We start from the raw sequence: 26,032 nt of genomic DNA on the forward strand, positions 1-26,032 counted from the left end.
TCAACCTAAGGTCGTGAGACCTGAAACAGGAGTCCAAGATGAAAAAAATCCTCGGTATTTACAATAGCCCTGAAGCCCACTGGGTCGGCAATGGTTTCCTGGTGAATTCACTGTTCTCCTATAACGATCTGGGGGCGGAAATGAGCCCGTTCCTGCTGTTGGATCATGCGGCGCCAACCAAGTTCCGCTCTGCTTCCGGCACCCGTGGCGTTGGCCAGCATCCGCATCGCGGATTTGAAACGGTGACCATCGTCTATCAGGGGGAAGTCGAACATCGCGATTCCACCGGCAGCGGCGGGGTGATTGGTCCCGGTGACGTGCAGTGGATGACTGCCGCCTCAGGTATTTTGCATGAAGAGTTCCATTCGCGGGATTTCTCGCGCAACGGCGGCACCATGGAAATGGTGCAGTTGTGGGTAAACCTGCCGGCCAAAGACAAAATGGCTGAGCCGGGTTACCAGACGCTGCTGAATGCGGATATCCCGGTGGTCTCACTGGCGGATGGCGCAGGGCAGGTTCGGGTGATTGCCGGTAGCTTCGGCGACGCATCAGGCCCGGCACGCACCTTCAGCCCGCTTAATGTCTGGGACATGAAGCTGAACGCCGGTCACACCACCACGTTGACGGTGAAAGAAGGCCATACGCTGGCGCTGGTGATGCTGCACGGGGCCATTCATGTTAACGGCGAGGAAGTGGTGCGTGAAACCCAAATGGTCAGGTTTGACCGTGCGGGGGATTCAGTCACTATCGAAGCCAATAACGATGTCAGCTTGCTGGTACTGAGCGGCGAGCCCATCGACGAGCCTATCGTGGGTTATGGCCCGTTCGTGATGAACAGCGATGCGGAAATTCAGCAGGCTTTCCATGACTTCAACGGCGGTAAGTTCGGCAGCATGGCAGCTGAGCACCAGGCTGGTTAAGCACTGATCTACACTTCAGAACCGATCCGGAAAAACAGCTCCGGATCCGGTTCTACACTTTAAGACAATCTCTGCGCTCTGGCCTTATCGGCCAAGGGCAACTTTAGCCGCAATAATCAAACCCCCACAGGAGTAAACCATGACTGCAAATTACAAACGCCTCGACAAGGATCAGGCCGCCGTATTGCTGGTGGATCATCAGGCAGGGCTGCTTTCACTGGTACGAGATATCGATCCCGATCGTTTTAAAAATAACGTACTGGCATTGGGTGATTTAGCGAAGTATTTCAACCTGCCGACCATCCTGACCACCAGTTTTGAAGATGGCCCCAATGGCCCGCTGGTACCGGAGCTAAAAGCTCAATTCCCCGATGCGCCCTTTATTCCTCGTCCTGGACAGATCAATGCCTGGGACAACGATGACTTCGTCAAGGCAGTGAAAGCCACCGGCCGTAAACAATTGATTATCGCCGGGGTGGTTACCGAAGTGTGCGTGGCCTTCCCGGCGCTGTCTGCTCTCAGTGAAGGTTTTGAGGTGTTTGTGGTCACCGACGCTTCCGGTACCTTTAACGAACTGACTCGTCAATCGGCCTGGAGCCGTATGGAAGCGGAGGGCGCGCAGTTGATGACCTGGTTCGGCGTTGCCTGTGAACTGCACCGTGACTGGCGTAACGATGTGGAAGGGCTGGGGGCGCTGTTTGCGAATCATATCCCTGACTACCGTAACCTGATGACCAGTTACAGCACGCTGACTCGCGGCAAGTAATGTCTCTGGAGCGCAGCTTCTGGCTGTGCTCCATTTGATTTGAATCAAGCGGAGTGATATTGGTTGACTGAACAATTTTAGTAGATAAATCCATCTGTTATACACATCTTCTTGCCGTTTACCTCGTTCTGTCCCACCAGCGAAATACAAAATATATAAAAACGAAATACTGAAATTTAATTTTGACTGCAATTATTTAATTTCTATAAGTTTTCTTATGGTTATGAATGCTGACCGATTATTTTTGAACTGTGTATTAATATTGAATTGATGCCTTTGATCAAAGCTTGCTTGTTCTGCTATATATTTAATGTTTAACGTTAATATTATTTTATTCAATAAATAAACTCAGCCAGTTACTGATACGGTAACGTCCGTGAAATCAGTAACCCTTTCTGTAGGTATGACTTTAAGATATGACCAATTTCTAACACAGCAAGAGGGATGTTTGATGAATGCATTCAGAGACAAGCTTAAAGCACATGTACATCATGTCGCTGCGGTAGGCCAGCATTGCAACACGGAAGAAACAACAAAGCAGGCATTAATTTTACCATTATTGGAAATTCTTGGTTTTCACCCTTATGACCCCACTAAAGTAAAAGCAGAATATGGTGCTGATTTCCCAGGGGTTAAAGTGGGAGAGCGGGTTGATTATTCTCTTTTCTGTCATGCCGTACCTGTCATGTTTATTGAGGCGAAATCCTTCAGCCAAAACTTAACAAACCACAGCCCACAGCTATCACGCTACTTTAATGCCACCCCAGAAGTCACCGTATCAGCAATCACCAACGGCAAGGAATGGCGGTTCTTTACCGATCTAAAAGATAAAAATATTATGGATGATACGCCCTTCCTTAAGATAGATTTTAATGATTTGAATGACTCTGATATTGAACAGCTTTATAGGTTTAGGCACGATCAATTTCAGCCGGAAGCGTTGAGAACCTTGGCTGAAGAGAGCATTTATCTGACTTCATTTACCAAGACCATCAGTGCCAGCCTAAGGGATGTGGACGTGGATTTTGTCAGATATGTGGCGAATCGTTCTAACGTCCAACGTCAACTTAACCAGCGTTTTCTTGAGACGATCACCCCTTTGGTGCGCCTGGCCGTAGAGAAAGCGGTTAGTGCAATGGTTGTTTCAGGATTGTCTGTGACTTCTGAAAATAAAGCGCCGTCTGAAGAGTTTGGTGACGTTAAGAAAAGCAACGAAATCGATCCGTTAGCGCCGATTATTGACCCAGAAAACAGTAAGATAGTTACTACTTTTGCTGAGCGGGCTTTATTTGAAAATGTGGCAATGATCCTGGGTGAAAGTGCAGATTTAACAGCAAAAGATACGGAAAGTTATTTCAGTATTTTGGTTCAGGGGAAGACGACCCGATGGGTGCTACGCTATTTCGACAATAAGCAAAGACCTACCGTATTACTCCCTTTGGAAATCAATGAAGAGAGACATGCCGAAATTATCCGAGCGGGTTTGGAACTTGCGGCTGGAGGGCATATTATTATTGACCGACCTGAGAATATCTTGCGGCTAACAGGCCTGATTATCGACTCCTACCATTATTGTATTAATGATGAAAACTTCAGACAGAAGAAAAAAACGCAGTTGTAAAAATGGTTAGGCTGAATGCCTTTCACATTGTACAGCCGTGTGTTCTCAACAAAAATTTCTTCATGATCTTTACATAATCCTTAAGCTTTCATCACGTTAGCGGTGGAATGTAAGCAAAGATCATCGGGGATGAAAAGGTCGTGAAAAGCGACTTTCTCATGTGTCGGGTGCGGGGTAGGTTAAAACCCAATCCCGGCAAATGAGGTCAATAACATGAAAAATACCGTCAAAGTACTGGCACTGCCTTTTCTGGCTGGTGTGACGCTGTTCAGCGTCAGTGCACTTTCCGCTCCGGCTCCGGCCGATAAAAATGCCCCACCGCCGCCTGAGCAAGGCTTCCGTCTGCCGCCGTTCCCTGGTGGGCATATGCCTAAACCGGGCTTCTGCCACGGGGGCGAGCTATTTTGCGCGACTTCCGCCAGTGATAATCCGACTGAAACCATCAATAAGCTAACGTCGGTGATCCCGGCCAGTAGTGCCAAACATTATGAGGTGCGTATCTCCGTTGTGGCATTACCGGATAACCCTCCGGCCCCGCCTGCGCCTTAAGCGAGCCTGCTGGTACTGAGGGGGAAAGCGCGTTAGTCTGGTGGCAACCCTCAGGAGGCAGAATGAATCGGCCAGGACTCCCCCCTTATCTGCAGCCCGGTGATCGGGTGTTGTTATTCGATGGCGAATGTAACCTGTGTCACGGGCTGGTGAGATTTTTGATCCGTGCCGATCGTCACGGCAGGATCCTGTTAGCCACGGTGCAATCCGTGGAAGGGCAGGCAATTCTGCGCTGGCTGGCGTTACCCACCGATCGTTTTGACTCCATTGTTTATCTGGAGCGCGGCCAGCATTGGCTGCGTTCGGCGGCGTTTTTTCAGGCACTGCAACAGCTTGGCTGGCCATTTCGCCTGCTGGCATTGGCACGCTTTCTGCCGCAGCGGCTGGCGGATGCGTTTTACGATGCGGTGGCGCGTAACCGCTATCGGCTGTTTGGGCGCAACGACGGCACCACCTTGCCTGGGCTGAGCCTGCCGGAGCGCTATCTGCATCGCCGTGGTGAATAAATCCGCCGAGCTTTACGCTTATTACTCTTTAATCGATTGAAATATGAGCATTCCGTTCCGGCCCTTATAATGGAACCTCCAGCCAGTCGGGAAAGAGTATGGAAATCAGTGAAGAAGAGCACATCCGCCGTTTAAGTCAGGAAAAGAATATGATGGGGAATACGGAGAAGTGGATGCCGGGCTACCTTGCGTCCCATGATATATCATTGGTGATGAGTGATATCACTATGTAAGTTTGCTGAATAGATATGTCACGACCTATTGAATTTTAGGGTTATGAATAACGTTGCTGGTTATTGGTTTTTTATTGATAAATCATATTGCTAGAGGGGGTTTTGTTCGGGGTATACCTATAAAGAAATTCAAATAGTAAAGGGTATTGGACATCGTACAAAACTCATTAAGGATATTGGGATAAGCCTCTGCTAAATTGTTTCTGGTATCGCTGCCAGGAGATGAAGTATGGGATGCCAGCACGCGGTAAAGGAAAGTAAGCGGGAGTGACAACATTTGGGTGAACTCCCGTATATAACCCGTAATCATGTGATTACATACTTTTTAAAAGGAATGGAGCTTAAGGATGAGTAAACGGAATGAAATAATCGACGGTTCACAGGCGGCAACCGCCAGAGGTGGGCTGATCTATACGGAAGTGCTGGGTTGGGTTGATCTTGGTCATGCGAGAGGGGATGACGTCAGAATATTGAAGAACAAAATAGCGCACGGCGAGGCAATGAGAGCTGAACGCTACGATGTTACTTATGCCCAGTCTATGGTTTCCCCAAAACAGATCATTCGAGTAGGCAAGTTCATCACGTGGCGGATCCGGAAGGGCCGCCTGTATCACGAACGTAAAAGCATTGCTTTGGCAATGATGATGGCGTTAGCCAGCCTCTGTTGTTTCCGGACCCTGAACGATTCCCCAACGCTAGGCCACGCTTAGGCCAACTGCCTGACTTTATGAAGACTCTCCAACCCTACAACGATTGGAAGTCCGGAAACGTTGCTATTGCGACCATGGATGGCTCTTTCATACAAAACGGGAAGAGAAGGGATCTGATTGTATGAGAAAGCCATTTAAAATCGCTCTTGCCGTCGTTGTTATCATCATGGCCGCGTTTGCTTACTTATGGCCAACGATACGAATGGAACTGGCTGGCAGCGCGCACTACACCGAACAGGATAAAAAGGAGTATGAATATTATACGCCTGACATTCTGAAGAACATTCCGCGAATATCGGACTGGTATGAATTCGATTTTTATAACGTGGCGGGTCCAGGTTCACTTGTATATTCGGTAACGTTTCACGGTACAACTGAGACCAGCAAGGTTAGCGCTTACCTTACTTCTCTTGACTACATTAAGCAAAACACCTGTTCAGTCGAGGGGGAGTGTTGGCGCGGAAATGATCCGGCAGAAACTGTGACCGTTGGCGTTGTGCCAAAAATCAATGCGGTGATGGTGCAAGTCGATAATTCACCGCAGTTCTAACCCCTTGAAGTCTCTGACTGAAAACTTTTTGCGGAAGCTGTCGTCCTCGCTCGCCAGTCCATTTCTCCAAGAAAAAAGGAGCTGAAGATTAATGCCGATCGTTTAAGGATCAGTTGAACTATCCTGTGGTTGGTGTAAAGGGTTTCAAGGCATGACTGGAGCCCTTTTTATGCATCTTTCAGGCTCTTGGCATTATCAACATGACTTCCCCTGAAAAGATTCAGACGCTGACCGATCTGCTTTCCCCTGACCTCATTCAGCAGGCTTTTTCCCTGACCGATACCCTGACTCTCAGAAAACGTAAACTCCCTCTTGAATCCATGGGTTGGCTGGTCATCGGAATGGCGCTTTATAGCAATCGCCCTCTGTCCCAAATCGTGAATTTAATGGGCATAGTTGATCGGACGGGGCACCCGTTCACCGCCCCCAGTTCCGTTATCCAGCGGCGTAAAACGCTCGCTGAAGACCCGATGAAAGCCCTGTTTAAACTCACCGCAGATTACTGGCATCAGGAAGCACGCCAATCTGGTGCGGTATCAAATGGTAAGAATGGCATTCCATCTGAAAGGGGATTATCTGCCGTATCAGTTGAGCTTCAGCGGGACAATAAATGAGATTTTCAGGTTATTGATAGGATTACCATTATGTTCACCGGAGGCTGTGCCTGGGCATCTGAAGCATTTTTATGAGTTTGTGGAGAGTCTGGTGTTACCAGGGCGAAGGGAACGCAGTGATCCCCGGGAACTGAAATCATTTAAACGAAAATACCCTATAAAAATCAATGCCGGCCACCTTGAGTGACTGGCATTAAGCTGAAGGTCCTTTTTCAGATTGGCGAGCTCAGTTTTTGCCGTGCTCTCTGCCGGAGCGCTATCTGCATCGCCGTGGTGAATAAATCCGCCGAGCTTTACGCTTCTTTACTCTTTAATCGATTGAAATATCAGCATTCCGGCCCCATATAATGGAACGTTCAGCCAATCGGGAGAGAGTATGGGAATCAGTGAAGAAGAGCACATCCGCCGTTTAAGTCAGGAAAAGAATACGATGGGGAATACGGCGAAATGGGTAGCGATTGTCTCTGCCATTTATTTTATCATGATGGTGTTTTACGGCCATCCGATTGGTGTACTGACCCTATCCGGGCTGATTTTTATCGTATCCACCACCACCTGGCTGAAGAAACGTCAGAAGGTGAAGTCCTACCGCCGGGAACTGGCGAAAATCAACGATGAACCCCCGTCTCAGCAGCCCTGATAGTCGCTGCGCGTGATGCTGTATACCAGGCTGGGTGTCTCACCGGGCACGTCATCGAGGGTATCCACCAGACGTAAACCTGCTTTTTCCAGCACGCGGCACGAGGCCAGGTTTTTTTCACGAACAATCGCAGAAATTTCTGCCAGCCGCAGCTGTTCGAAACCATATTCCAACGAGGCTTGCGCCAGTTCCGTAGCCAATCCACGGCCCCAAACCTGTGTGTCAAACCGATAGCCCAAATTCACCGTACGTTGAGCCCCCAGCGGCCGCCAGGAAATCCCGCCAAATCCAATAATCCACTCCGGCCGTTCATGCAGCGCAATCGCCCAGGAACCATAGCCATGCTGCCGCCAGTTCTCGATCCTTTCCGACAGCGCCTGTTGTGCCAACTGCTCACTGGCAACAGGCCCGGCGGGGTTAAAGCGTTGAGTTTCCGGATCGCCAAAAATAGCGTAAAAGCGGGCAACATCGTCGGCTACCGGCGGACGCATCAGTAAACGGGCGCTAACAAAAGGGGGGATAGAAGGTATTTGCGGCATGGCTTCTCGTCACTAGCGGTCATTGGCAAGGGTTAACTGTAGACCAGGATGCGGGAAACAAGAAACATTACCCCCCTCCCCAGGCGGAGAGGGGGCTGCATCAGATAAACGAATCGTCGTCGCTGTAGTCGTCATCAGAGAAGTCGGTGTTATCGTCGTTTTGATAATCCGCGTTCTGGAAGCCGTTGTCCTGATTGAGGAAGCGACTATCGCCACCGTTGAAGGTGTCGAGGTTGTTGGAGGCGTCGAAATTGCTCATCGCGCTGTCATCCACCGGCGCTGCCGGGGTCTCATCGATAATGTTCACAATTTCTTGCGGTTGCGAATGACGGAACATGCCGGTCAGCATATCGGCCAATACCACCCCGCCCGCCACGCCAGCAGCGGTCTGCAACGCCCCACTGAGGAACCCACCGGCACGTGAAGTTGCCGCCTGTTGTGGCTGGCTGTAAGCGGGTTGCTGCTGCTGCGGAGCATAGCCCGGTTGCGGCTGATTGTTCCATGCTGCGTTATTTTGTTGTTGCGCCTGATACTGCTCGCGTGGGCTTGGCGTGCTGCGGTTACCGCCGCCGAACAGCCCGGCCAGAAAACCGCCGCTGCTTGGCTGGCTGGCGTTATTTTGCTGCTGTTGGGCAAGTTGGCCCTCCAGATCTTTCACCCGCTGATCCAACTGTTTGAGCGCTGCTTCCTGAATGATCATCGCCTGCGCCATGTAATAGGGCGCGGAAGGCTGTTCACGGATGTGCTGATTGATTTGCTGCTCTGCCTGGAGATCCCTCTGGCCCGTCTTGGTCTCGGCTTCTTTCAAGCGGCCAAACAGACCATCGATAAGACGTTGTTCTTCGGATTGCATAGGATTACCTCAAGGAGATGAATAACGTTACTGGATGATGGATATCATCGGTAGCTATCACCCTAGCGCGTTTATATGAACCAATAAATAAATGGCAGGTAAACCTGTTTATGAATTTGTTACCAGTTACGGCAGAGGGATCAGCATCACCAGCTTCAACCCGCTATTTTCCGCCGGATTAAACGTCAGTTGCCGATAGCGCAACGCCCCCTGTTGCAAGTGGGTAAACACGCGCTCGCCTCCTTCTCGTGCCAGCACGTCCTGCTGTTTCCACCAGTGGTTAAAAGCCTCACTGTTGTGCGTCATGTTACGCACGAAAGCACGCATTTCTTCGGTGTTCTGATGATGACTGGTTTCGGCCCGAAACTCGGCGACCACGCGGCGCGCACGGTCATCCCAGTCGCTGACCAGGGTTTTGGCCAACGGATGGAAAAACATAAAGTGCAGCAGGTTGGGGGTACCGGCCTGGCCCAGCCAACCGCTGAACAGGCTTTCCGCCTGCGGGTTCCAGGCAACGACATTCCAGGTGATATCCAGCAGGTAGCAGGGCACCGTCACCTGGTGAACGCTTTGCAACACGGCGCTGTTAGCCGTTTCCTGATGTTGCTCCTGTTCGGGATCGGCCACTCGTGCCAGGGTAAACAGGTAGTGACGTTCGGCTGGCCCCAACCGTAGCGCTTTGGCGATGCGGGCCAGCGTATGGGGGGATATGGAAACGTCGCGCCCCTGTTCGATCCAGGTATACCAGGTGGCGCTGATACCGCTGATTTGGGCCAGCTCTTCACGGCGCAGGCCGCTGGTACGACGGCGTGGGGCGCTGGGTAAACCCAACATTTCCGGTGTGATGCGTTCCCGGTGCGCACGCAGGAAAGCCCCCAAGGCTTTAGGGCCGGATAAGGCTTCTGATTGCATAGACTGGTACCTCATGATACTAGGATAACTGCTTATATTGTACCCGTATAATAAGCCGATTATAGTCATTAAAAGCCATCCGGCACAGGCGCAAGCCATACAATAAAGGGAGCATCTATGAGCATCAGCAATAGCCATAAAAATGCGGTCGACCGCCAGTTTGGTGAGCAGGCCAGCGCCTATTTGACCAGCGCAGTGCATGCACAGGGAAAGGATTTACAGCGGCTGGCACGATTGTTGGAACCTCATGCCAACGCCAAATTACTGGATCTGGGTTGTGGCGCGGGTCATGCCAGCTTTACCGCGGCAGCCAACGTGGCGCAGGTGGTGGCCTATGATTTATCGGCGCAGATGCTGGCTGTAGTAAGCCAGGCAGCGCGGGATAAAGGCTTCAACAACATTCAGGTGCAGCAGGGCGTGGCAGAATCGCTGCCGTTTGACGATGCCAGCTTTGATGTGGTGATCAGCCGTTACTCGGCGCACCACTGGCATGACGTCGGCCAGGCGCTGCGCGAAGTTCGGCGGGTATTGAAACCGGGCGGCAAGGCTGTCTTTATGGATGTGGTTGCACCGGGGCATCCACTGTTGGATATCTATCTGCAAACCGTAGAGGTACTGCGTGATACTTCACATGTGCGCAATTACGCACCAGGTGAATGGCTGAGTCTGCTGACAGAGTCTGGATTGTTGGTTCGGGAGGTGACGTCGGATCGGCTTTATCTGGAGTTCAGCAGTTGGGTGGAGCGGATGCGTACGCCAGAGCATTTCGTCACTGCGATTCGCGCGTTGCAACAGGGACTCTCTGAAGATGTGCTGCAGCATTTTGCCGTCAAGCCGGACGGTTCATTCACCAGCGACATCATGATGTTTGAGGTTGTCAGAGGCTAAATAATTCAGGGCAGCCGATATACCTTTCATTTTCCCGATGGCAATCGGAAATTTATGGGATATAGCGGCTGCCCTGACAGACTATTACCGGGCAGAAATTACTTCTTGTCTTCCAGCAGGCAGCGATAAATCAGACCGCCAATAACACCACCCACTAATGGCACCAGCCAGAATACCCAAAGCTGTTGCAATGCCCAGGTTCCCTGGAATATTGCCACGCCGGTACTGCGCGCCGGGTTAACGGAAGTATTGGTTACCGGAATACTGATCAGGTGAATCAGGGTTAACGTCAAACCAATGGCCAACGGAGCAAAGCCCGCAGGCGCACGTTTATCTGTTACACCATGAATAACGATCAGGAAGAATGCGGTCAGTACCAATTCAATTACGATAGCGGACTGCAGAGAATAGCCGCCCGGTGAGTGTTCACCGTAACCGTTGGAAGCAAAGTCGCCGCCGGTAGCGTCAAAACCTGCCTTGCCGCTGGCGATCAAATACAACACCGCTGCTGCTGCGATCCCGCCAATAACCTGAGCAATCACATAGGGGATCACGTCTTTAGCGGCGAAACGGCCGCCGGCAAACAGTCCCACGGTAATTGCCGGGTTAAAGTGCCCGCCAGAAATATGGCCCACGGCATAAGCCATGGTGACCACGGTCAAACCAAAAGCGAGCGCTACACCAAGAAAACCAATACCCAGCTGTGGAAATGCTGCTGCTAATACTGCGCTACCACAACCACCGAACACCAACCAAAATGTGCCAAAAAATTCGGCAAAAAGTCGCTTCGACATAGACTCTATCCTACGGAAAATACTAACGGGCGTTAGCACTAAAAACTATAGAACACCTTTTCCAATTAATGCAGGTTTCTATCAGGATTATTCTTAATGCACCTTGAATAACGGCAGGTATTAAATCCCCGTAAATTAACTTTGTCTATGCGAATGCGGCTATATATGTGGTATTACAGTGCGTTTGCTGATTTTTTTATCGCTGTTATAAGAATTTACCCTAAGCTTAAGCGATATAGGTATTTCTGGCGAAAAATAGCTACGGTTAAATTCGATTTCTCATATGATTTTTCCATTGGGTTTATCAGAGTTAATTGTTAATTCCTATTTGCTATATTTAATTTTGACGACAATTCAGGGTATTAGCTCTGTCTTGTCATCAAACCGTCATGCAGGAGCAATACCTTAGCAAGCTGCCAACGTCATCCCCTTAACTCTGAGCCATAATCATGAAAATAAAATCGGTTTCGCTGTTAATCAGTTCGTTGTTTCCTCTGTTTTCTTATGCTGCCACCGACGTTGAGGTGGCGCGTTATGTGGTCAGCTTCCCCGGCGGCGAGCATGTGAGCTATCAAGGCGCATTCGCCAGGAATTTCCCTCAAGGGTTGCCTGTAGGTATTGGTTCGGGCCTGGTATTCAATGGCCGTGATGGCCAGGATCTGCTGCTGACTACCCTGACCGATCGTGGCCCCAATGCCGACGCACCCGCGGTGGGTGAACAGGAAGCGAAAATTTTTGCCAACCCGGAGTTTGTTCCGTTGTTGATGGATATTCGCGTCGGTGGCGGCAAGGCCGTTGCCGGCAATTCACGCCCGCTGCATGACCAGCAAGGGCCGATCAGTGGCTTGCCGCTGCCGGCGGGTCTGATTGGTTCAACCAACGAAGTGGCGCTGAGCGATACGCTGAAAACCTTGCAGGGCGATCGGCGCGGGCTGGATACCGAAGGTATCACTGCGGACGGCAAGGGCGGTTACTGGTTGTGTGACGAATACGGCCCGTTCCTCATCCATATCGACAGCCAGGGAAAAATCCTCGCCAAATACGGCCCAACGCCGGAGCAGGGCGAGCAGGCAGTGGCCGGTGGGTTGCCAAGTATCATCAAGTGGCGCCAGCCGAATCGCGGCTTTGAGGGCATCACCCGGATGCCGGACGGACGGATTTTAGCAGCAGTACAGAGCACGCTCGACGTTGAAGGTAAAAGCAAGAACAAGGCGCAGTTCACCCGGCTGGTCAGTTTTGATCCCGCCAGCGGTAAAACGGCGATGTACGGTTACCCGATCGATATAGACAGCTATAAAAAGGCTAAAGACGCCAAGGTCGGCGACATTGTGGCGGTTGATGACCAGCATATCCTGTTGGTTGAGCAGGGCAGTGACAAAGATAAGCAGATGATCAACAAGATCTATCTGGTTGATCTCAGCCAGGCAACCGACCTGACGGCTTTTGACGGCAAGGGCAAGGCGTTGGAATTTGACGATGCAAAAGATCTCGCTAAACGTGGCGTGAAGCTGGCCCAGAAGCGAGAAGTGGTGGATCTGCGTAAATTGGGCTGGCGGCAGGAGAAAGTAGAAGGTTTGTCGTTGATCGACGATCGCACATTAGCCGTCATCAACGATAATGACTTTGGCCTGCAGGCCAAGCTGGTGGACGCGCAGCCGAAGGCCAAGAAAATCGGCGATTATCAGTTGGATCAACAGGGCAAGCTGAGCCTGGACGGCAAAATCGTGCCGACCCGTATCGAATTGCAGCCGCTGGAAAAACCGGAGTCGCTCAGCGAACTCTGGGTATTAACGTTGCCGCAATCGCTGAAGTAAACACCTGGACAGGGGGCATGGCCCCCTGTTTCCTTCCTTATATGATAGCGTCGCGGCTAGCCTGCGATGCTCTGCCACGCGAGATGCTCTCCCACACTGCTACTGCCACCATAATCAACGTGGTCAGGCCGTTCACCATCAATAAATCGGTGAGATACGCAATCGGTGCCAGCACCGCCAGCGCGATCAGCCCCAGCAAATGCGACAGCGGGAAACGGCGATACACCAGTCGCTTGTACAGCGCATTGGCGAGCAGATAAATCGCCGGGCCCAGCAGTAGCACCGCTGCCGTTACGTTATTGATGTGACCGTCAGGGTGGGCGATCACCAGTTCATTGGCAACGGCGCAGACGATGATCGCACCCACCAGTACCACATGGACATAATGGAAATAGGCACCCAACTGGCCAGGATTTTCTGCCTGACTGATGGCATGGCTGCCGGCTTTGCTGCTGGTATCGAAATAAACCCACCACATTGCCAGACTGCCGAGAAAGGCCACCAGCGACGCAATCAGCACCGGCGCTGTCCAGGACTCCATTTCGCTGAGGGTGGAGCCGGTGATCAGAATGGTTTCCCCCAGCGCCACGATCACGAACAGTTGGCAGCGTTCTGCCAGGTGATGGCCTTCAATCGTCCACTCGCTGCTGCTGTCGGAGCGGCCAAGCACCGGTAAGCGAAAACCGAACATCGGCGAAACGTATTCACACAGGACCGCCACGGCCCACAGCAGCAGTCGATGGTTGCCCTCCGTCAGGCCGCCGAGGATCCAGAAAATTGCCGAGATGCACATCCAGCCGAGAATGCGGCGGAAGTTTTGTTTTAGCGGATGCTGGGCCGGTAACAGATTCAGAACGACCAGTGATCGGCCAACCTGGATTGCCACGTAAAATAGTGCGAACGTCAGTCCTCGTTCACCAAATGCCTGCGGCAGCGCGGATGAGGCGAACAACCCCAACAGCATGATGGCGAACAGCAGGATGCGAATAGGGCGAGTATCCGGGTTAAACCAGTTAGTGACCCAGGCAGTGTATTGCCATGCCAACCAGACTGCGAACCATAACAACAGGGTTTCCAGCGCACCGGTTAACGTCAGGTGATGGAGCAGGTAGTGGGAAAGTTGGGTAACGGCAAAAACGTAGATCAGATCGAACAACAGTTCCGAGAACGAAACCGAGGCACCGTGGCCATCGCGTACACGTAGTAAGGTTTGTGACATAGAGAGTCCTTCCAAAATGATAACCTTCAGCAATAGCGTAGTTCAGCCGCCTGGCTATGGATGATAAATCTTAAAAACGAGGTTTTTATCTTTCTATGACCAAACAGACTTTTCATTGTCATCCGTCGGGGGTATTGTTGGCCTACCCTCTAGGAACAATCTCCGGCAAGACATATCCGCACGCACCTTCTCCTTATTTTCGTCACAATGATTGATGTTCTTTACATTGCATTACGTCCATTTTCACTGCCTGGCAGATAATTAACTCCACTGATACGACAAAATAAACAAAAACACCTGGAGTTAATCATGAAACTATTAACAGGCATTGCAGCAGTTCTGTTGGCGGCCGCCTCGTTCTCTTCATTTGCAGCGCCGCTGTCATCGGTAAAACAGGTCAACACTGAGCAAGCCAGTGGCCTGCAGAGCCTTGGCGTGGTATCGGTTTCCGGCGTCAGTGGTTCACCGGCTGATGCGGTTCACGCGCTGAAAGAAAAAGCTCAGGCGGATGGGGCCAGCCATCTGCGTATTATTGGGCTGGACACCCCGGGGGATTCCAGCAACTGGCGTGGTAATGCGGAAATATACCGCTAATAATCCGGCAATAAATACAATTCGGCCACTTTAATAGGTGGCCGATAAAATAAACGGTTGTGGATAATAATCTGACCGGTAAGGCCATTCCTGGCTTACCCGATGATCATTACCACAACCGTTTTTTTTGCCTGCAGTCAGTCGCATTTTATTACAACTGTGTCGGTGGTTTTAGGAAACATGTTAATGAATACTTAAGGAATTGAGTTCAGATTGGTGGCTACTCAACCTAAGGAGGCCCCAATGTTAAATGCGACACGGCTGCAACTGAAGAACCACTTTTCCTATCTCCAGCAGTTTATGGCTTCGCCACGCACCATTGGTACTCTGGCGCCTTCTTCTCCCTGGTTGTGCCAGGCGATGCTCAATCAGATTGAATGGACAGGGGCACTGTCGATCGCGGAATTGGGTGCGGCGGATGGCGTATTGACCAAGCGTATACTGGGACGCATGCGGGCCGATGCTTCGCTGGAGGCTTTTGAAATTCAATCAAATTTTGTTCATCAGTTGCGGAAAATCGACGATCGCCGCCTGCAGGTGATGGACCGTTCGGCAGAAAAGATGGCTCGTGATTATGACGTGGTGTTCTCCTGCCTGCCGCTGCTGTCAATTCCGCTTAAAATCAGCATTCGTATTTTACAGCAGGCACAGCAGTGCTTGCGTGCAAACAACGGGACATTGGTGTTGTTTCAGTACAGCCACCTTTCGGAAAAGTTGCTGTCCCGCTACTTCCACTGGAAACGGTTGCGAGTGGTGCGTAACTTCCCGCCGGCGTTGGTGTACGTCTGTACACCACGTTAACTAAAGCCTTTTCTCCATCACCACCACCTGGCCATCATATTGTTGCCGACGTTCGATAGTTTGCCAGCCCCAACCCGTATATAGCGACTCTGATTTATCGGTAATCAGGTGCAATACGGGATGGTTGCGTTGGCGTGCCAGTTGGACGATGGCGGCTTCCAGGCGCTGTGCAATGCCCTGACGGCGATGGTCAGGATGAACAAACACCCCAGCCAGCCAGGGGGAAAGGTCCATCCGGTGATGATCGTCACTCGGCCACAGGCTGGCCATGCCCAGCGGGCGTCCGTCCTCAAGCATCAACAAGGTCGTGTAGTCTTCACTCGGTTGCGCGCACTGGGCAAAGCGTTGACGCGTGCGTTCCAGAGAACCGCCGCGTTGCGAACCCCATTGACCAAAGGCCCATGCGGCACAAACGTCGCTAAACTCTGGACATTCGGTCAGTGGGATAATCTGTTGAGTCATCTCTGTCCCTCCTGAGAGTTATCGGCCAATCTGGCTCACCCGCCATCGGATTGTCGACCGCTTTTTTAACTTAATAAAACCGTATTTATAGCGGTTTTGCACGCATCAGTGACGAAACTGCGTAATTCAGCGGATTTGACGCCTTCTTTGCCTGTTGTGATTGAAAGTGCTAATGAGAGTGATTATCATGCGCGCATATTTTGGCTAATCCGGCTCATTGATGCGCAACTCCCTCCTTTTTCTGCTGCTTTCCCTGCTGCTCGGCTTCTTTGGCGTTCAGGCAAAAATGGTCACTGACATTACGGGTCGTCAGGTTGAGGTGCCGGACAATCCGCAGCGTATCGTGCTGGGCGAGAGCCGCATGCTGTATACCCTGGCGCTGCTCGAGCCGGGAAACCCCGCCCAACGCATCGTTGGCTGGCCGGAAGACATGGCGCGTTTCGATGCGCAAAGCTGGCAACTCTACACGCAGAAATTTCCGCAGATCAAAGCGATTCCCTCTATCAGCAAGGGTAATTTCCGCCAGGTAAATATTGAAAACCTGATCCGCTTAAAGCCGGACTTAGTGATCCTCGCACGCTATGCGCGGGAAGAGGGTGACAGTGATTTATTGCTGAGTGCGTTGAGCAAGGCCGGAATTGCGGTGATCTACGTCGATTTACGGGTTGATCTGCTGCATAACACCGTACCTAGCGTGCGCCTGTTGGGCGAAGTGCTTAACCGCCAAGCGCGCGCAGAGCAGTTCATCAACTTCTATCAACAGCATATGGCGGTGATCCAGCAGCGGCTGGCCGGCTACCAGGGGCCGAAACCCAAGGTGATGTTGCATCTGCACCTTGGGCGGCGCGAAACCTGCTGCACCACGGCGGCCCATGGCAACCTCGGTGATTTACTGGCTTTTGCCGGCGGCGATAATATTGCCAACGCCAGCATCAAAGGCGTCTACGGTGAGCTGAATCCGGAAACCATTCTGACCGCCAATCCCGACATCTATATCGCCACCGGCATGGCCGGGCCGCAGGGCAAGCATTTTTCCGATCTGCGCCTTGGGCCGCGGGTCACCCAGCAGGAAGCCGATGAGAGCTTTAGCCGGGTGATGCAAAAACAGCCAATGCTCGCCAACCTGAAAGCCATAAAAAATCACCAGGCCTGGAGTCTCTGGCACAACTTCTATCTCAGCCCCTATCACGTGGTGGCGGTTGAGATGTTCGCCAAAACCTTCTATCCGGATCTGTTTGCAGACATCAACCCGCAGCAGACCTTTAAGCAGTTATATCAACAATTTTTGCCGTTACCTTTTTCAGGGACCTATTGGAGTCAGTTAAATAATGAATAACACCCAACGTGGCTGGTGGTATGCACTGCCTCTGGCGGCCTGTGCATCGGCACCGGCGATCGGTGCCGACAAAACCACGGAGAAGAGTGAAACCCTGGTGGTGGTCGGGCAAAAACAGACCGATGGCGTGCAAAGCTATCAGCCGTTGACCAGTGTGACCGGCACCCGCACCGAAACCAGCCTGTTGAACGTGCCGCAGGCTATCGACGTTGTGCCGCAGCAGGTGATTAGCGATCAGGCGGTCAGCAGCCTGGATGAAGCGCTGTATAACGTCAGTGGCATCACCCAGGCGAATACGTTGGGGGGGACTCAGGACGCGGTGATGAAACGTGGCTTTGGTGATAACCGCGATGGCTCAATTCTGCGCGACGGCGTGCGTTCGGTGCAGGCGCGCAACTTTACTCCAACCACCGAACGGGTTGAAGTGCTGAAAGGCCCGGCCTCGATGTTGTACGGCATGGGTGAACCGGGCGGGATGATCAATATGATCACCAAAAAGCCGCAGTTGCAGCAGCACACCCATGTGGAAGGCTGGGGCAGCAGCTTCAAGGGCGGTGGCGGCCAGTTGGACGTTACCGGGCCGTTGGGGACTTCAGGTTTCGCCTATCGGATGATTGTCGATCACGACGAGACCGACTACTGGCGCAACTTCGGCCGCGACCGTCAGACGGTGATCGCACCGTCACTGATGTGGTACGGCGAGAGCACCACGGTGCGTGTTGCCTACGAGCATATGGAGTATTTGGTGCCCTTCGATCGCGGTACCATCATCGATTCACGTACCGGCAAACCGGTGAATACGCCGCGCGATCGCCGCTTCGACGAAAGCTATAACGCCACGCGTGGCGATCAGGACAGCGTTACCCTGCAGGTTGATCAAGTGTTGAACGAGAGCTGGAAAAGCTCACTGACCTACGCCTACAGCCGCAACAGCTACAGCGACAACCAGGCACGTGCGCTGGCTTCGGATCCTGAAACTGGCGTTTTGTCGCGCCAGGCCGATTCCACCGCCCATGCCGTCAGCCATGCCAACGCGGTGCAACTGACGCTTAATGGTGACGTCGACTGGGGTAGCATTAATCACCAGATGCTGTTCGGCTTTGATTTTGAAGATAATCGCACCTACCGCGGCGATATGATCCGCGGCAAGAAGAACAGCGATTTCAATATCTACCATCCTGTTTACGGCCAGATGCCCACTTCGAACGCCGTCAGTGCTAAAGACAGCGATCAGCGTGAAAACCTCACCAGCTACGGCTGGTTTATGCAGGACTCCGTCCAGCTGACCGATAAATGGCTGGTGATGGGCGGGCTGCGTTACGACGCCTTTGACGTGTTTGCCGGCAAAGGGCGGCCGTTTGTGACCAATACCGACAGCGCCGACGGCAAACTGGTGCCCCGTGTCGGGATGGTCTACAAGCTGACGCCGTATGTGTCGCTGTACAGCAGCTATACCGAGTCTTTCAAACCAAACTCTTCTATCGCCAGCCAGATTGGTTCGTTACCGCCGGAACAGGGCAAGGCCTGGGAACTGGGCAGCAAGGTTGAATTGCCTAACGGTGTCACCGGTACTTTAGCCTTGTTCGATATTACCAAACGCAACGTGATGGTCAGCGAACTGGTGAATGGCGAAACCGTTACCCGCACCGCCGGGCGCGTGCGCTCGCAGGGGGTGGAGCTGGATGTTGCAGGCAATATTACCGACTCGCTGAGCCTGATCGGTTCTTATGCCTATACCGATGCGCGGGTGGTGGATGATCCTGACAACAAGGGCAAGGAAATGACCAACGTGGCACGCCACACGGCTTCACTGTTCCTGACGCAGGATTTGGGTTCCCCAGGGCTATACAGCGGAGACAACCTGCGCATGGGAGCCGGTGCGCGTTATGTGGGCCGCCGCCCGGGTGATGCTGCCAACAGTTTTAATCTCGATAACTACACCGTCGCGGATGCCTTTGCCGCTTACACCATGCCGGTCAATGGCTACCGGGTGAAATGGCAGTTGAACGTGAAGAATTTGTTCGACAAAACCTATTATCCTTCCAGCGGTGGCAATTTGCGTGTGGCGGTGGGGGAACCACGTGAAGTGGTTCTGCGTGCCAGCGTCGACTTCTAATTTGGCGGGTTGGGAGGCAAGTCCGGCGGTGGGTATCTGCCGCCGGGTAAATCTGGTTAAATAGCCGGCCTGTTGTTAAGGAGAATCCGATGAGCCTGAAAATCCGTTTGGCACAACTGCAGGATATTGCTCAACTTATCGCCGTTGAACGGTCGGCTGCGCAGTTATTTCATCAACAACCGGCATGGGCTTTTATTGCCGAAGGCCCGGTGATGGATGCACCGCAGCATACTGATTTTATTCAGCGGCGGCAGGAATGGCTGGCGGAAAGCACCGCGGGTGAGGTAGCCGGGTTTATCGCGGTGAAGGTGCAACAGCAGGATTGGCATATCGCCGAACTGTCGGTTGCCGCCAACTGGCAACGTCAGGGCATTGGACGTCGGTTGATTGCTGAGATCGCAATACAGGCCAGGTTGCAGGGCGCGCAGCGCCTGACGCTGACCACCTTTATCGATGTGCCCTGGAATGCACCTTATTACCAACGGCTCGGATTCCGGCCGATATCCCCTGAGCGGCTCAGCGCATCATTGAGCTCTCGGTTGGCGCAAGAGGCGGCAGAGGGCTTTGCCGTCGGCAGTCGCTGTGCCATGGAATTTACACTGTCGTAAATATTGAAATACAGGATGATGGCGGTATGATGCAGCAACCACGCCATCGCAGGATCAGCACGCCGGGTTCTGGCGAGCAAATGCACTCAAGTCACCGTATAAGGGACAACCCGTAATGACACAAACCATTTTCATGGTAGGCGCGCGCGGAGCCGGTAAAACCACGGTGGGTAGCGCACTGGCGCTGGCGCTGGGCTATCAATTCATCGATACCGATCTGTTTATGCAGCAGACCACGCAGATGAGCGTGGCGGAAATGGTCGAACAAGAAGGCTGGCTGGGATTTCGTCGCCGTGAAAGCATTGCTCTGCAAACCGTCACTCAACCGTCAACTGTAGTTGCCACTGGTGGTGGTGCGATCCTGGCGGAAGAGAACCGCCGCTTTATGCGTCAGCATGGCAAGGTCATTTACCTGCGTTCACCCGCCGAAGTGTTGGCACAGCGGCTGGAAGAGTACCCGCAAGATACACAGCGCCCTACGCTGACCGGCCGTCCGATTGCCGAAGAAATGCTGGAGGTGCTGGCCGCGCGTGAAGCGCTGTATCAGGAGGCCGCTCACTACGTGATGGACGGCACCGGTGGCCCGCAACAGGTGGTTGAGCAGATCCTCGCGGCCCTGCAGCGGGAAACGGTAAAATAAGGTCTCTCTTGGGGCACCGTCAATTGCGCCTGACGGCTGCCTCGTTTTTCTCTCGAAAATGAGTCTCGCGCTGAACAAAATACAATCCCGGTGTGGTGCCAAAACGCTGACGGAAAGCGGCAATGTAGGCACTGACATTGTCATAACCGCAGTCGCCGGCAATCTGATTGACGGCTTCACCGCGTGATAGCGGCTCCAGCGAACGGATCACCCGGGCTTGCTGGCGCCAGCGGGCGAAAGTCACGCCGGTTTCGCTGATGAAATGCCGGCTCAGGGTGCGGACGCTCAGCCCGGCCCAGGCGGCCCATTCACTCTGGCTGCGTTCGCTGGCCGGCTCATTGAGTAGCGCACGGGCGATTTTCAGCAGTCGTGCGTCCTGTGGCAGAGGCAGTTGCAACGGAGTACTTTCCTGCGCGCACATCTCATCGAGCAATACCTGTAGAAGCCGCCGTTGCGGCGCGTTCAGCCTTTGGCCTGCGAATTGTGCAAGGCGTTCCACCAACGCCAAAATCAACGCGGAAGCCGTGCTCAAATGGGGGTGTTTCGGCAGATCTGCACATAGGGATCCAGGCAGATACAGGCTCCAGCCGGCGACGTTGCCACAGGCCAATGCCTGGTGCGCACAGTTCGCTGGTAGCCAGCCGATACTGCCGGCGGTCATTGCCCATTGTTGCTCCTGAGTTTCCAGCGCAATCATGCCGTGGGTTAATAAATAGAGCTGTCCGCGGGTATGTTGATGCCAGGGCGTTAAGTGCTTTTTTTCATGCCACAGTCGCTCACTTTGCAGGATCATCTTGATTGGCCGATTTACCGTATTGAATGTCCAGTTGCGGTTATTATGCCACCCTTAGTCTCATCTATGATCTCCTCAACGTTTAATTTTGGAGATAAAAAATGAGCCAGCAAACCCCAACCACCCTGGTGCTCGAGGCCCTGCAACGGGTCGTCGCGTCACCACAACACCAGCCGCTGCTGATCGCTGAGTTTTTCAGTGAAGATTACCTCCAGCAGGTGGACGGCAACACGCTGGATTATGCCCATTTTATGCAGCATATGGCGTTACTGAAACAACTCACCCGCAGCATGACGCTGGAAATAGTCGCCGTGGCCGGGCAGGGGGATTGCGTACTGACCCACCACCAGGTTCGGGTGGAAAAGCGTGACGGAGGCCGCAGCCTGGTCAAGGTGTTGGCACATTTCACCGTGCGTGACGGCAAGATCTGCGCCTGCGATGAGCTGACGCAGCTGCTGGAAGGCGAACGCGGCGATCGCGATTTGGGGTCGCGCGTGTCGGTATAAATACCGCTGCTATACTTAACCTTGTGGAATCACACGGGAGATCAGCATGCGCGAAAATGACCGACCTGGCTATCCAAGAACCGCCCGAGTGGTCGCCGTTGACCGGGGCGATCCAAGCTTGCATATGCACCGTTTTGAGGTGCGCACCGATGACATTGAGCCCAATACGCTACTCAGTGAGCATCCTACCGAGCAGGAAGCGCTCGATGCCAAACATCGCTATGAAGATCCTGCGCTGGAAGATTAAATAATATCCCTCTGAAACCGGCATCAGGCCGGTTTCTTTATTCATTCCGCTTACTGCTTTAATTAGCTCACTCGAGAACGATAAATTAGCATGACATGCTGGTTTATACCGCCATGCTCGAATAACCGCGTGGTAATTGGCCTGTTTTATCAGCATTAGCCGTTGCATTTAATTTAGCGAAGCATCATCCGCTGCTATTAATGGGCGGAATAAAAAACAAACTGCTTGACGATAAGTTGTACGAGTTTTAGTTTCTAATTATCAAACAGGAACTGAGTTCCATATAGTGGAACAAGGCGTGCGATGACAACTCTGGAAAATGCTGCTGCGGTATTAAAGTTATTTTCACAACAGCGAATGATGCACGGCCAGGCCGGTATTTCATTCAGTGATGTGGTGAGTCAATTGGCGCTGCCAAAAAGCACGGCCTCTCGCCTGTTACAGACCATGGAAAATGAGGGCATGCTGGAGCGCGATCCTGACAGCAAGCTGTATAAAATCGGTCGTTTGCTGCTATCGGTCTCCAGCCACTATCTGTCGACGCCGTTGGTCGACAGCGTGGCGGCCAGTATGGTGCAGCTCAGTCAACAGACTAACTGCACGGGGTATGTTTCAGTGCTGGAAGCGCAGGAAATTATGGTGATGCGCATGTTCCCCGGTCGCCATTTCCTCCAGGTGGTGACGCCGGCGGGCAGCCGCTCACCGGTGGCGGAAACCTCGGTAGGCCGGGCGATACTGGCGCGTGACAGTGATGAGCAGGTGATAGCGCGTTTTGCCGCAGGCTACCGTGCGGCTTCACCCAACGCTCCGCAAACGCTGAAGGCATTGTTGAGCAAGCTGGCACAGGTTCGGCAGCAGGGCTGGTCTCTGGCACGTAACGAGACGCTGCAGGGCATCAGTTCGCTGGCGACATCGGTGACCAACAAACACCGCAATGAGACGGTCGGTCTGTGTTTGTCTTTTCCTACGCAGGCGGAAGAACAGCCATTTTCACCCGGTGTGCTGGAAGCATTAATGACAGTATCCCGGCAATTGGCGGAAAAACTCGGTGATGATTATTGGCAACAGATCAAATAACACACCGGAACAATCCTCCAGTAACTGATAATTAACGAAAACCAACGCCAGGGAATTTCTTAATTATCTATCTTGGATTTATGGGCAATAAAGACTTAACGGCACTCACAGTTCCAATATTCGGAACTGTGAGTGCCGCCTCATGCCGAAATTAACGTTGCCAGACGCCAGGGAATATTCAGGGAAATTAAAACTATGAAACCAAATAGCAGCATAAATCCTTTGAAAGATATCGGTACTCTGCTGGTGATGGTGCTGCTGTCCATCGTTGGCGCGATTATCGGCGTGCAGCTGATCACCACGCTGGGCGTGACGCCCAATACGTCGATTATTGGCGCGTTGCTCGCCATGCTGTTGGCGCGCATTCCGCTGCAAATGTTCCAGCGCTACCGCTCGGTACATACGCAAAACCTGGCGCAAACGGTGATCTCTTCCGCCACCTTTGGCGCGGCCAACTCGCTGCTGATGCCAATTGCCGTGCCTTATGTGATGGGGCAACCGCAGCTGATCCTGCCGATGTTTTGCGGGGTGGCGGCCGCGATGTTGCTCGACGCCTACCTGCTGTATCGCATGTTTGACACCAAAATCTTTCCCGCGGCCAATGCCTGGCCACCGGGTGTCGCGGCGGCGGAAGCCATTAAGGCCGGTGACCGGGGCGGTAAACAAGCCTGGCTGCTGGTGGTGGGCGTGGCGGTAGGCATCGCCGGTTCGATGCTTAAAATCCCGATGGCGGCGTTCGGCACCGCGTTTATCGGCAATATCTGGGCATTGGGCATGTTTGGTGTCGGCCTGTTGCTGCGAGCCTACGCGGAACCCATGGCAGGCTTTGATATCAATGCACATTTCATTCCTCACGGGGTGATGGTCGGGGCCGGGCTGGTGGCATTGATCCAGGTGGTTCAGGTGATCCGCAGCAAGCGTGCGGATACCGGTGGTTATAGCCAGGCCGACAGTGAAGTGCGCAAGGCGCTGGGGTTGGGCGCGGTGGGCTATATCGTTATTGCCGCGCTGCTGGCGTTGGCCGGCGGGCTGTACAGCGAGATGTCGCTGGGCATGCTGGTGCTGTTTGTGATTTACGCCGCCTTTGCCGCCTTTGTGCATGAACTGATCGTCGGCATCGCCGCGATGCACTCCGGCTGGTTCCCGGCCTTTGCGGTGGCGCTGATTACGTTGATTATCGGCATCCTGATTGGCTTCCCGCCGCTGGCGCTGTGCGTGCTGACCGGGTTTACCGCCGCTACCGGCCCGGCGTTTGCCGATATGGGCTTTGATCTGAAAGCCGGCTTCATTCTGCGCGGCTACGGCAAAGATCTGCAGCAGGAGCTGCTGGGGCGCCGCATTCAGCTATTTGCCGCGCTGATCGCCTTTGTCATCGCCATTCCGGTGGTGTACTTCGCTTATACCAGCTACTTCCTGCAGGACCTGATCCCGCCGGTGGCGCGGGTGTACGCCAAAACCATCGAGGCGGGTGCGCAGCCGGGCATTGCCTACAGCCTGCTTATCTGGGCGGTCCCCGGTGCCATCGTGCAGTTGATTGGCGGGCCCAAGCGTCAACTCGGCGTGCTATTGGCCACCGGTCTGCTAATCAACAACGCGTTGGCAGGTTGGGCAGTGATCGTCGGTATCGCGCTGCGCATCCTGATTATTCGCCGTTGGGGTGACAAGGGGCGCACGCCGATGGAGATCATGGCGGCCGGTTTTATCGCCGGTGACGCGCTGTACAGCTTCTTCAATTCCATTTTTTCCAGCAAAGGGAAATAACCCACCCGGTTAAATTGTGAGGTCAGCCAATTATGAGTTTGCAACAGACGCTGCAGGTTTTTGAATTAATTGATAGTGCTTATGTGAACGGTCAGCAGGTGGTCGATTTATTCACGTCCTATCCCGGCATCCGCGCCAGCACGCTGCGTGCCAGTGGGCCGAAGGGGGCGACCGACTTCGTGCGCATTGAGATCCCCGGCAGCACCGGTAAAAGTCAGGGTGGGGATGCGCCGACGTTGGGCATTATCGGCCGCTTGGGCGGTATTGGTGCGCGGCCAACGCGTATTGGCCTGGTGTCCGACGGCGACGGAGCGATAGCCGCGATTGCCAGTGCGCTGAAGCTGGCGGAAATGCAGCGCAAGGGCGATGTGCTGGCGGGCGATGTGATCATCACCACCCATATTTGTCCTGATGCGCCAACCCGTCCGCACGACCCGGTCGACTTTATGGATTCGCCGATCGACGACGTGACGATGAACGATAATGAAGTGGTGCCGGAGGCCGATGCGATTTTGTCCATCGACACCACCAAGGGCAACCGCATCATCAACCACAAAGGCTATGCGTTGTCACCGACGGTGAAAGAAGGTTACATCCTGCGGGTGGCGGAAGATCTGCTGCGGATTATGGAGATGACCAGCGGCCGCCCGGCGGTGACCTTCCCGATCACCACCCAGGACATTACGCCGTACGGCAATGGGGTACACCATCTGAACAGTATTTTGCAGCCCTCCACCGCAACCTCTGCGCCAGTGGTTGGTGTGGCAATCTGCACCGAGTCAGTAGTACCGGGTTGCGGAACCGGCGCCAGCCATGAAGTGGATATTGCGCTAACCGTCAAGTTTGCGGTTGAAGTGGCAAAAGAGTTTGGCCGCGGTAGCTGTGATTTTTATCAGGCCGATGAATACGCACAGTTGCTGGCGCTGTACGGCAGCCTGAGTCACCTGCAAAAAAGGAAATAAC

28 protein-coding genes and 2 pseudogenes are annotated in these 26,032 nt (G+C 53.2%); 23 read left to right on the top strand and 7 right to left on the bottom strand.

All coding sequences use genetic code 11. From position 1 onward, the window contains the following. Nucleotides 1-38 precede the first annotated feature (38 nt). From OCH02_RS17655 to OCH02_RS17700, 10 genes and pseudogenes are all read left to right on the top strand, one after another. A complete protein-coding gene (locus tag OCH02_RS17655) occupies nucleotides 39-920 on the top strand; it encodes a pirin family protein (RefSeq protein WP_261432321.1) in 882 nt (293 codons plus the stop codon). Between the two features lie 139 nt (nucleotides 921-1,059). Continuing rightward, nucleotides 1,060-1,686, top strand: a complete 627-nt coding sequence (ycaC, locus tag OCH02_RS17660) for an isochorismate family cysteine hydrolase YcaC (protein WP_174353368.1) — start codon at nucleotides 1,060-1,062, stop codon at nucleotides 1,684-1,686. Nucleotides 1,687-2,137: 451 nt separating this feature from the next. Next, nucleotides 2,138-3,307 carry a type I restriction endonuclease gene (locus tag OCH02_RS17665; protein WP_261432405.1) on the top strand — a complete coding sequence of 390 codons (1,170 nt, stop codon included), beginning with the start codon at nucleotides 2,138-2,140 and terminating at the stop codon, nucleotides 3,305-3,307. 213 nt (nucleotides 3,308-3,520) lie between these two features. Next, on the top strand, nucleotides 3,521-3,856 hold the full coding sequence (locus OCH02_RS17670; RefSeq protein WP_261432322.1) for a hypothetical protein: 336 nt from the start codon (nucleotides 3,521-3,523) through the stop codon (nucleotides 3,854-3,856). 62 nt (nucleotides 3,857-3,918) lie between these two features. Further along, nucleotides 3,919-4,362, top strand: a complete 444-nt coding sequence (locus OCH02_RS17675; protein WP_261432324.1) for a thiol-disulfide oxidoreductase DCC family protein — start codon at nucleotides 3,919-3,921, stop codon at nucleotides 4,360-4,362. A 98-nt stretch (nucleotides 4,363-4,460) separates the two neighbouring features. Further along, nucleotides 4,461-4,595, top strand: coding sequence for a hypothetical protein (locus OCH02_RS17680; protein WP_261432325.1), 135 nt, complete (start codon nucleotides 4,461-4,463; stop codon nucleotides 4,593-4,595). A 347-nt stretch (nucleotides 4,596-4,942) separates the two neighbouring features. Next, nucleotides 4,943-5,430 (top strand): annotated as a pseudogene (locus OCH02_RS17685) (hypothetical protein). Continuing rightward, a complete protein-coding gene (locus tag OCH02_RS17690; protein ID WP_261432326.1) occupies nucleotides 5,427-5,855 on the top strand; it encodes a hypothetical protein in 429 nt (142 codons plus the stop codon). Before OCH02_RS17685 ends, OCH02_RS17690 begins: the two are co-directional and overlap by 4 nt. Before the next feature lie 200 nt (nucleotides 5,856-6,055). Then, nucleotides 6,056-6,656: pseudogene (locus OCH02_RS17695) on the top strand (transposase domain-containing protein). A 189-nt stretch (nucleotides 6,657-6,845) separates the two neighbouring features. Beyond that, a complete protein-coding gene (locus tag OCH02_RS17700; RefSeq protein ID WP_261432327.1) occupies nucleotides 6,846-7,109 on the top strand; it encodes an ABC transporter ATP-binding protein in 264 nt (87 codons plus the stop codon). Here OCH02_RS17700 and OCH02_RS17705 read toward each other — a convergent pair. The 3 genes from OCH02_RS17705 to OCH02_RS17715 form a co-directional block, all read right to left on the bottom strand. Then, complete coding sequence (locus OCH02_RS17705) at nucleotides 7,097-7,648, bottom strand: GNAT family N-acetyltransferase (RefSeq protein WP_261432328.1); 552 nt, start codon at nucleotides 7,646-7,648, stop codon at nucleotides 7,097-7,099. The two genes, OCH02_RS17700 and OCH02_RS17705, sit on opposite strands and share 13 nt — an antisense overlap. Nucleotides 7,649-7,748: 100 nt before the next feature. After that, nucleotides 7,749-8,501 (bottom strand): DUF2076 domain-containing protein, encoded by a 753-nt coding sequence (locus OCH02_RS17710; protein WP_261432329.1) that lies wholly within the window; start codon nucleotides 8,499-8,501, stop codon nucleotides 7,749-7,751. A gap of 126 nt (nucleotides 8,502-8,627) precedes the next feature. Further along, a complete protein-coding gene (locus tag OCH02_RS17715; RefSeq protein ID WP_261432330.1) occupies nucleotides 8,628-9,413 on the bottom strand; it encodes a helix-turn-helix transcriptional regulator in 786 nt (261 codons plus the stop codon). A 117-nt stretch (nucleotides 9,414-9,530) separates the two neighbouring features. Between OCH02_RS17715 and OCH02_RS17720 the strand changes: the two genes are divergently transcribed. Then, complete coding sequence (locus OCH02_RS17720; RefSeq protein ID WP_261432331.1) at nucleotides 9,531-10,301, top strand: class I SAM-dependent methyltransferase; 771 nt, start codon at nucleotides 9,531-9,533, stop codon at nucleotides 10,299-10,301. A gap of 98 nt (nucleotides 10,302-10,399) precedes the next feature. Here OCH02_RS17720 and aqpZ read toward each other — a convergent pair whose 3' ends face one another. Further along, nucleotides 10,400-11,095 carry an aquaporin Z gene (aqpZ, locus tag OCH02_RS17725; protein WP_261432332.1) on the bottom strand — a complete coding sequence of 232 codons (696 nt, stop codon included), beginning with the start codon at nucleotides 11,093-11,095 and terminating at the stop codon, nucleotides 10,400-10,402. Between the two features lie 449 nt (nucleotides 11,096-11,544). Between aqpZ and OCH02_RS17730 the strand changes: the two genes are divergently transcribed. After that, nucleotides 11,545-12,909, top strand: a complete 1,365-nt coding sequence (locus OCH02_RS17730; RefSeq protein ID WP_261432334.1) for an esterase-like activity of phytase family protein — start codon at nucleotides 11,545-11,547, stop codon at nucleotides 12,907-12,909. A gap of 37 nt (nucleotides 12,910-12,946) precedes the next feature. On the opposite strand, the gene OCH02_RS17735 is transcribed toward OCH02_RS17730, so the two are convergent. Beyond that, nucleotides 12,947-14,128, bottom strand: coding sequence for a low temperature requirement protein A (locus OCH02_RS17735; RefSeq protein ID WP_261432335.1), 1,182 nt, complete (start codon nucleotides 14,126-14,128; stop codon nucleotides 12,947-12,949). A 309-nt stretch (nucleotides 14,129-14,437) separates the two neighbouring features. Between OCH02_RS17735 and OCH02_RS17740 the strand changes: the two genes are divergently transcribed. After that, nucleotides 14,438-14,722 (top strand): DUF1471 domain-containing protein, encoded by a 285-nt coding sequence (locus OCH02_RS17740; RefSeq protein WP_261432336.1) that lies wholly within the window; start codon nucleotides 14,438-14,440, stop codon nucleotides 14,720-14,722. A 243-nt stretch (nucleotides 14,723-14,965) separates the two neighbouring features. Continuing rightward, entirely contained in the window at nucleotides 14,966-15,523 is a 558-nt protein-coding gene (locus OCH02_RS17745; protein WP_261432337.1) for a class I SAM-dependent methyltransferase, read from the top strand. Here the strand turns inward: OCH02_RS17745 and OCH02_RS17750 are convergent, their stop codons facing one another. Continuing rightward, nucleotides 15,524-15,985, bottom strand: a complete 462-nt coding sequence (locus tag OCH02_RS17750; protein ID WP_261432338.1) for a GNAT family N-acetyltransferase — start codon at nucleotides 15,983-15,985, stop codon at nucleotides 15,524-15,526. It abuts the gene before it with no gap. Nucleotides 15,986-16,205: 220 nt separating this feature from the next. On the opposite strand from OCH02_RS17750, the gene OCH02_RS17755 reads away from it, so the two are divergent. From OCH02_RS17755 to aroL, 4 genes are all read left to right on the top strand, one after another. Then, entirely contained in the window at nucleotides 16,206-17,321 is a 1,116-nt protein-coding gene (locus tag OCH02_RS17755; RefSeq protein ID WP_261432339.1) for an ABC transporter substrate-binding protein, read from the top strand. After that, nucleotides 17,314-19,437 carry a TonB-dependent siderophore receptor gene (locus OCH02_RS17760; RefSeq protein ID WP_261432340.1) on the top strand — a complete coding sequence of 708 codons (2,124 nt, stop codon included), beginning with the start codon at nucleotides 17,314-17,316 and terminating at the stop codon, nucleotides 19,435-19,437. Before OCH02_RS17755 ends, OCH02_RS17760 begins: the two co-directional genes overlap by 8 nt. 89 nt (nucleotides 19,438-19,526) lie before the next feature. Next, entirely contained in the window at nucleotides 19,527-20,045 is a 519-nt protein-coding gene (locus OCH02_RS17765) for a GNAT family N-acetyltransferase (RefSeq protein ID WP_261432341.1), read from the top strand. Between the two features lie 115 nt (nucleotides 20,046-20,160). Beyond that, a complete protein-coding gene (aroL, locus tag OCH02_RS17770; RefSeq protein WP_261432342.1) occupies nucleotides 20,161-20,685 on the top strand; it encodes a shikimate kinase AroL in 525 nt (174 codons plus the stop codon). A gap of 19 nt (nucleotides 20,686-20,704) precedes the next feature. Here the strand turns inward: aroL and OCH02_RS17775 are convergent, their stop codons facing one another. Next, complete coding sequence (locus tag OCH02_RS17775; RefSeq protein ID WP_261432344.1) at nucleotides 20,705-21,478, bottom strand: AraC family transcriptional regulator; 774 nt, start codon at nucleotides 21,476-21,478, stop codon at nucleotides 20,705-20,707. Between the two features lie 101 nt (nucleotides 21,479-21,579). Between OCH02_RS17775 and OCH02_RS17780 the strand changes: the two genes are divergently transcribed. The 5 genes from OCH02_RS17780 to OCH02_RS17800 all read left to right on the top strand — a co-directional run bounded on the left by OCH02_RS17780 (nucleotide 21,580) and on the right by OCH02_RS17800 (nucleotide 26,031). Beyond that, the gene (locus OCH02_RS17780) at nucleotides 21,580-21,984 is read left to right on the top strand and encodes a nuclear transport factor 2 family protein (RefSeq protein ID WP_261432345.1); all 405 of its coding nucleotides are present in this window, start codon (nucleotides 21,580-21,582) and stop codon (nucleotides 21,982-21,984) included. 46 nt (nucleotides 21,985-22,030) lie between these two features. Then, nucleotides 22,031-22,231 carry a YaiA family protein gene (locus tag OCH02_RS17785; protein WP_037423273.1) on the top strand — a complete coding sequence of 67 codons (201 nt, stop codon included), beginning with the start codon at nucleotides 22,031-22,033 and terminating at the stop codon, nucleotides 22,229-22,231. Between the two features lie 303 nt (nucleotides 22,232-22,534). Beyond that, complete coding sequence (locus OCH02_RS17790) at nucleotides 22,535-23,308, top strand: IclR family transcriptional regulator (RefSeq protein ID WP_261432346.1); 774 nt, start codon at nucleotides 22,535-22,537, stop codon at nucleotides 23,306-23,308. A gap of 195 nt (nucleotides 23,309-23,503) precedes the next feature. Further along, nucleotides 23,504-25,069 carry an OPT/YSL family transporter gene (locus tag OCH02_RS17795; protein WP_261432348.1) on the top strand — a complete coding sequence of 522 codons (1,566 nt, stop codon included), beginning with the start codon at nucleotides 23,504-23,506 and terminating at the stop codon, nucleotides 25,067-25,069. Nucleotides 25,070-25,101: 32 nt separating this feature from the next. Then, nucleotides 25,102-26,031, top strand: a complete 930-nt coding sequence (locus OCH02_RS17800; RefSeq protein WP_261432349.1) for a DUF1177 domain-containing protein — start codon at nucleotides 25,102-25,104, stop codon at nucleotides 26,029-26,031. Nucleotide 26,032 lies beyond the last annotated feature (1 nt).

Source organism: Serratia quinivorans (assembly GCF_946227985.1).
Taxonomy (GTDB): Bacteria; Pseudomonadota; Gammaproteobacteria; order Enterobacterales; family Enterobacteriaceae; genus Serratia; species Serratia quinivorans_A.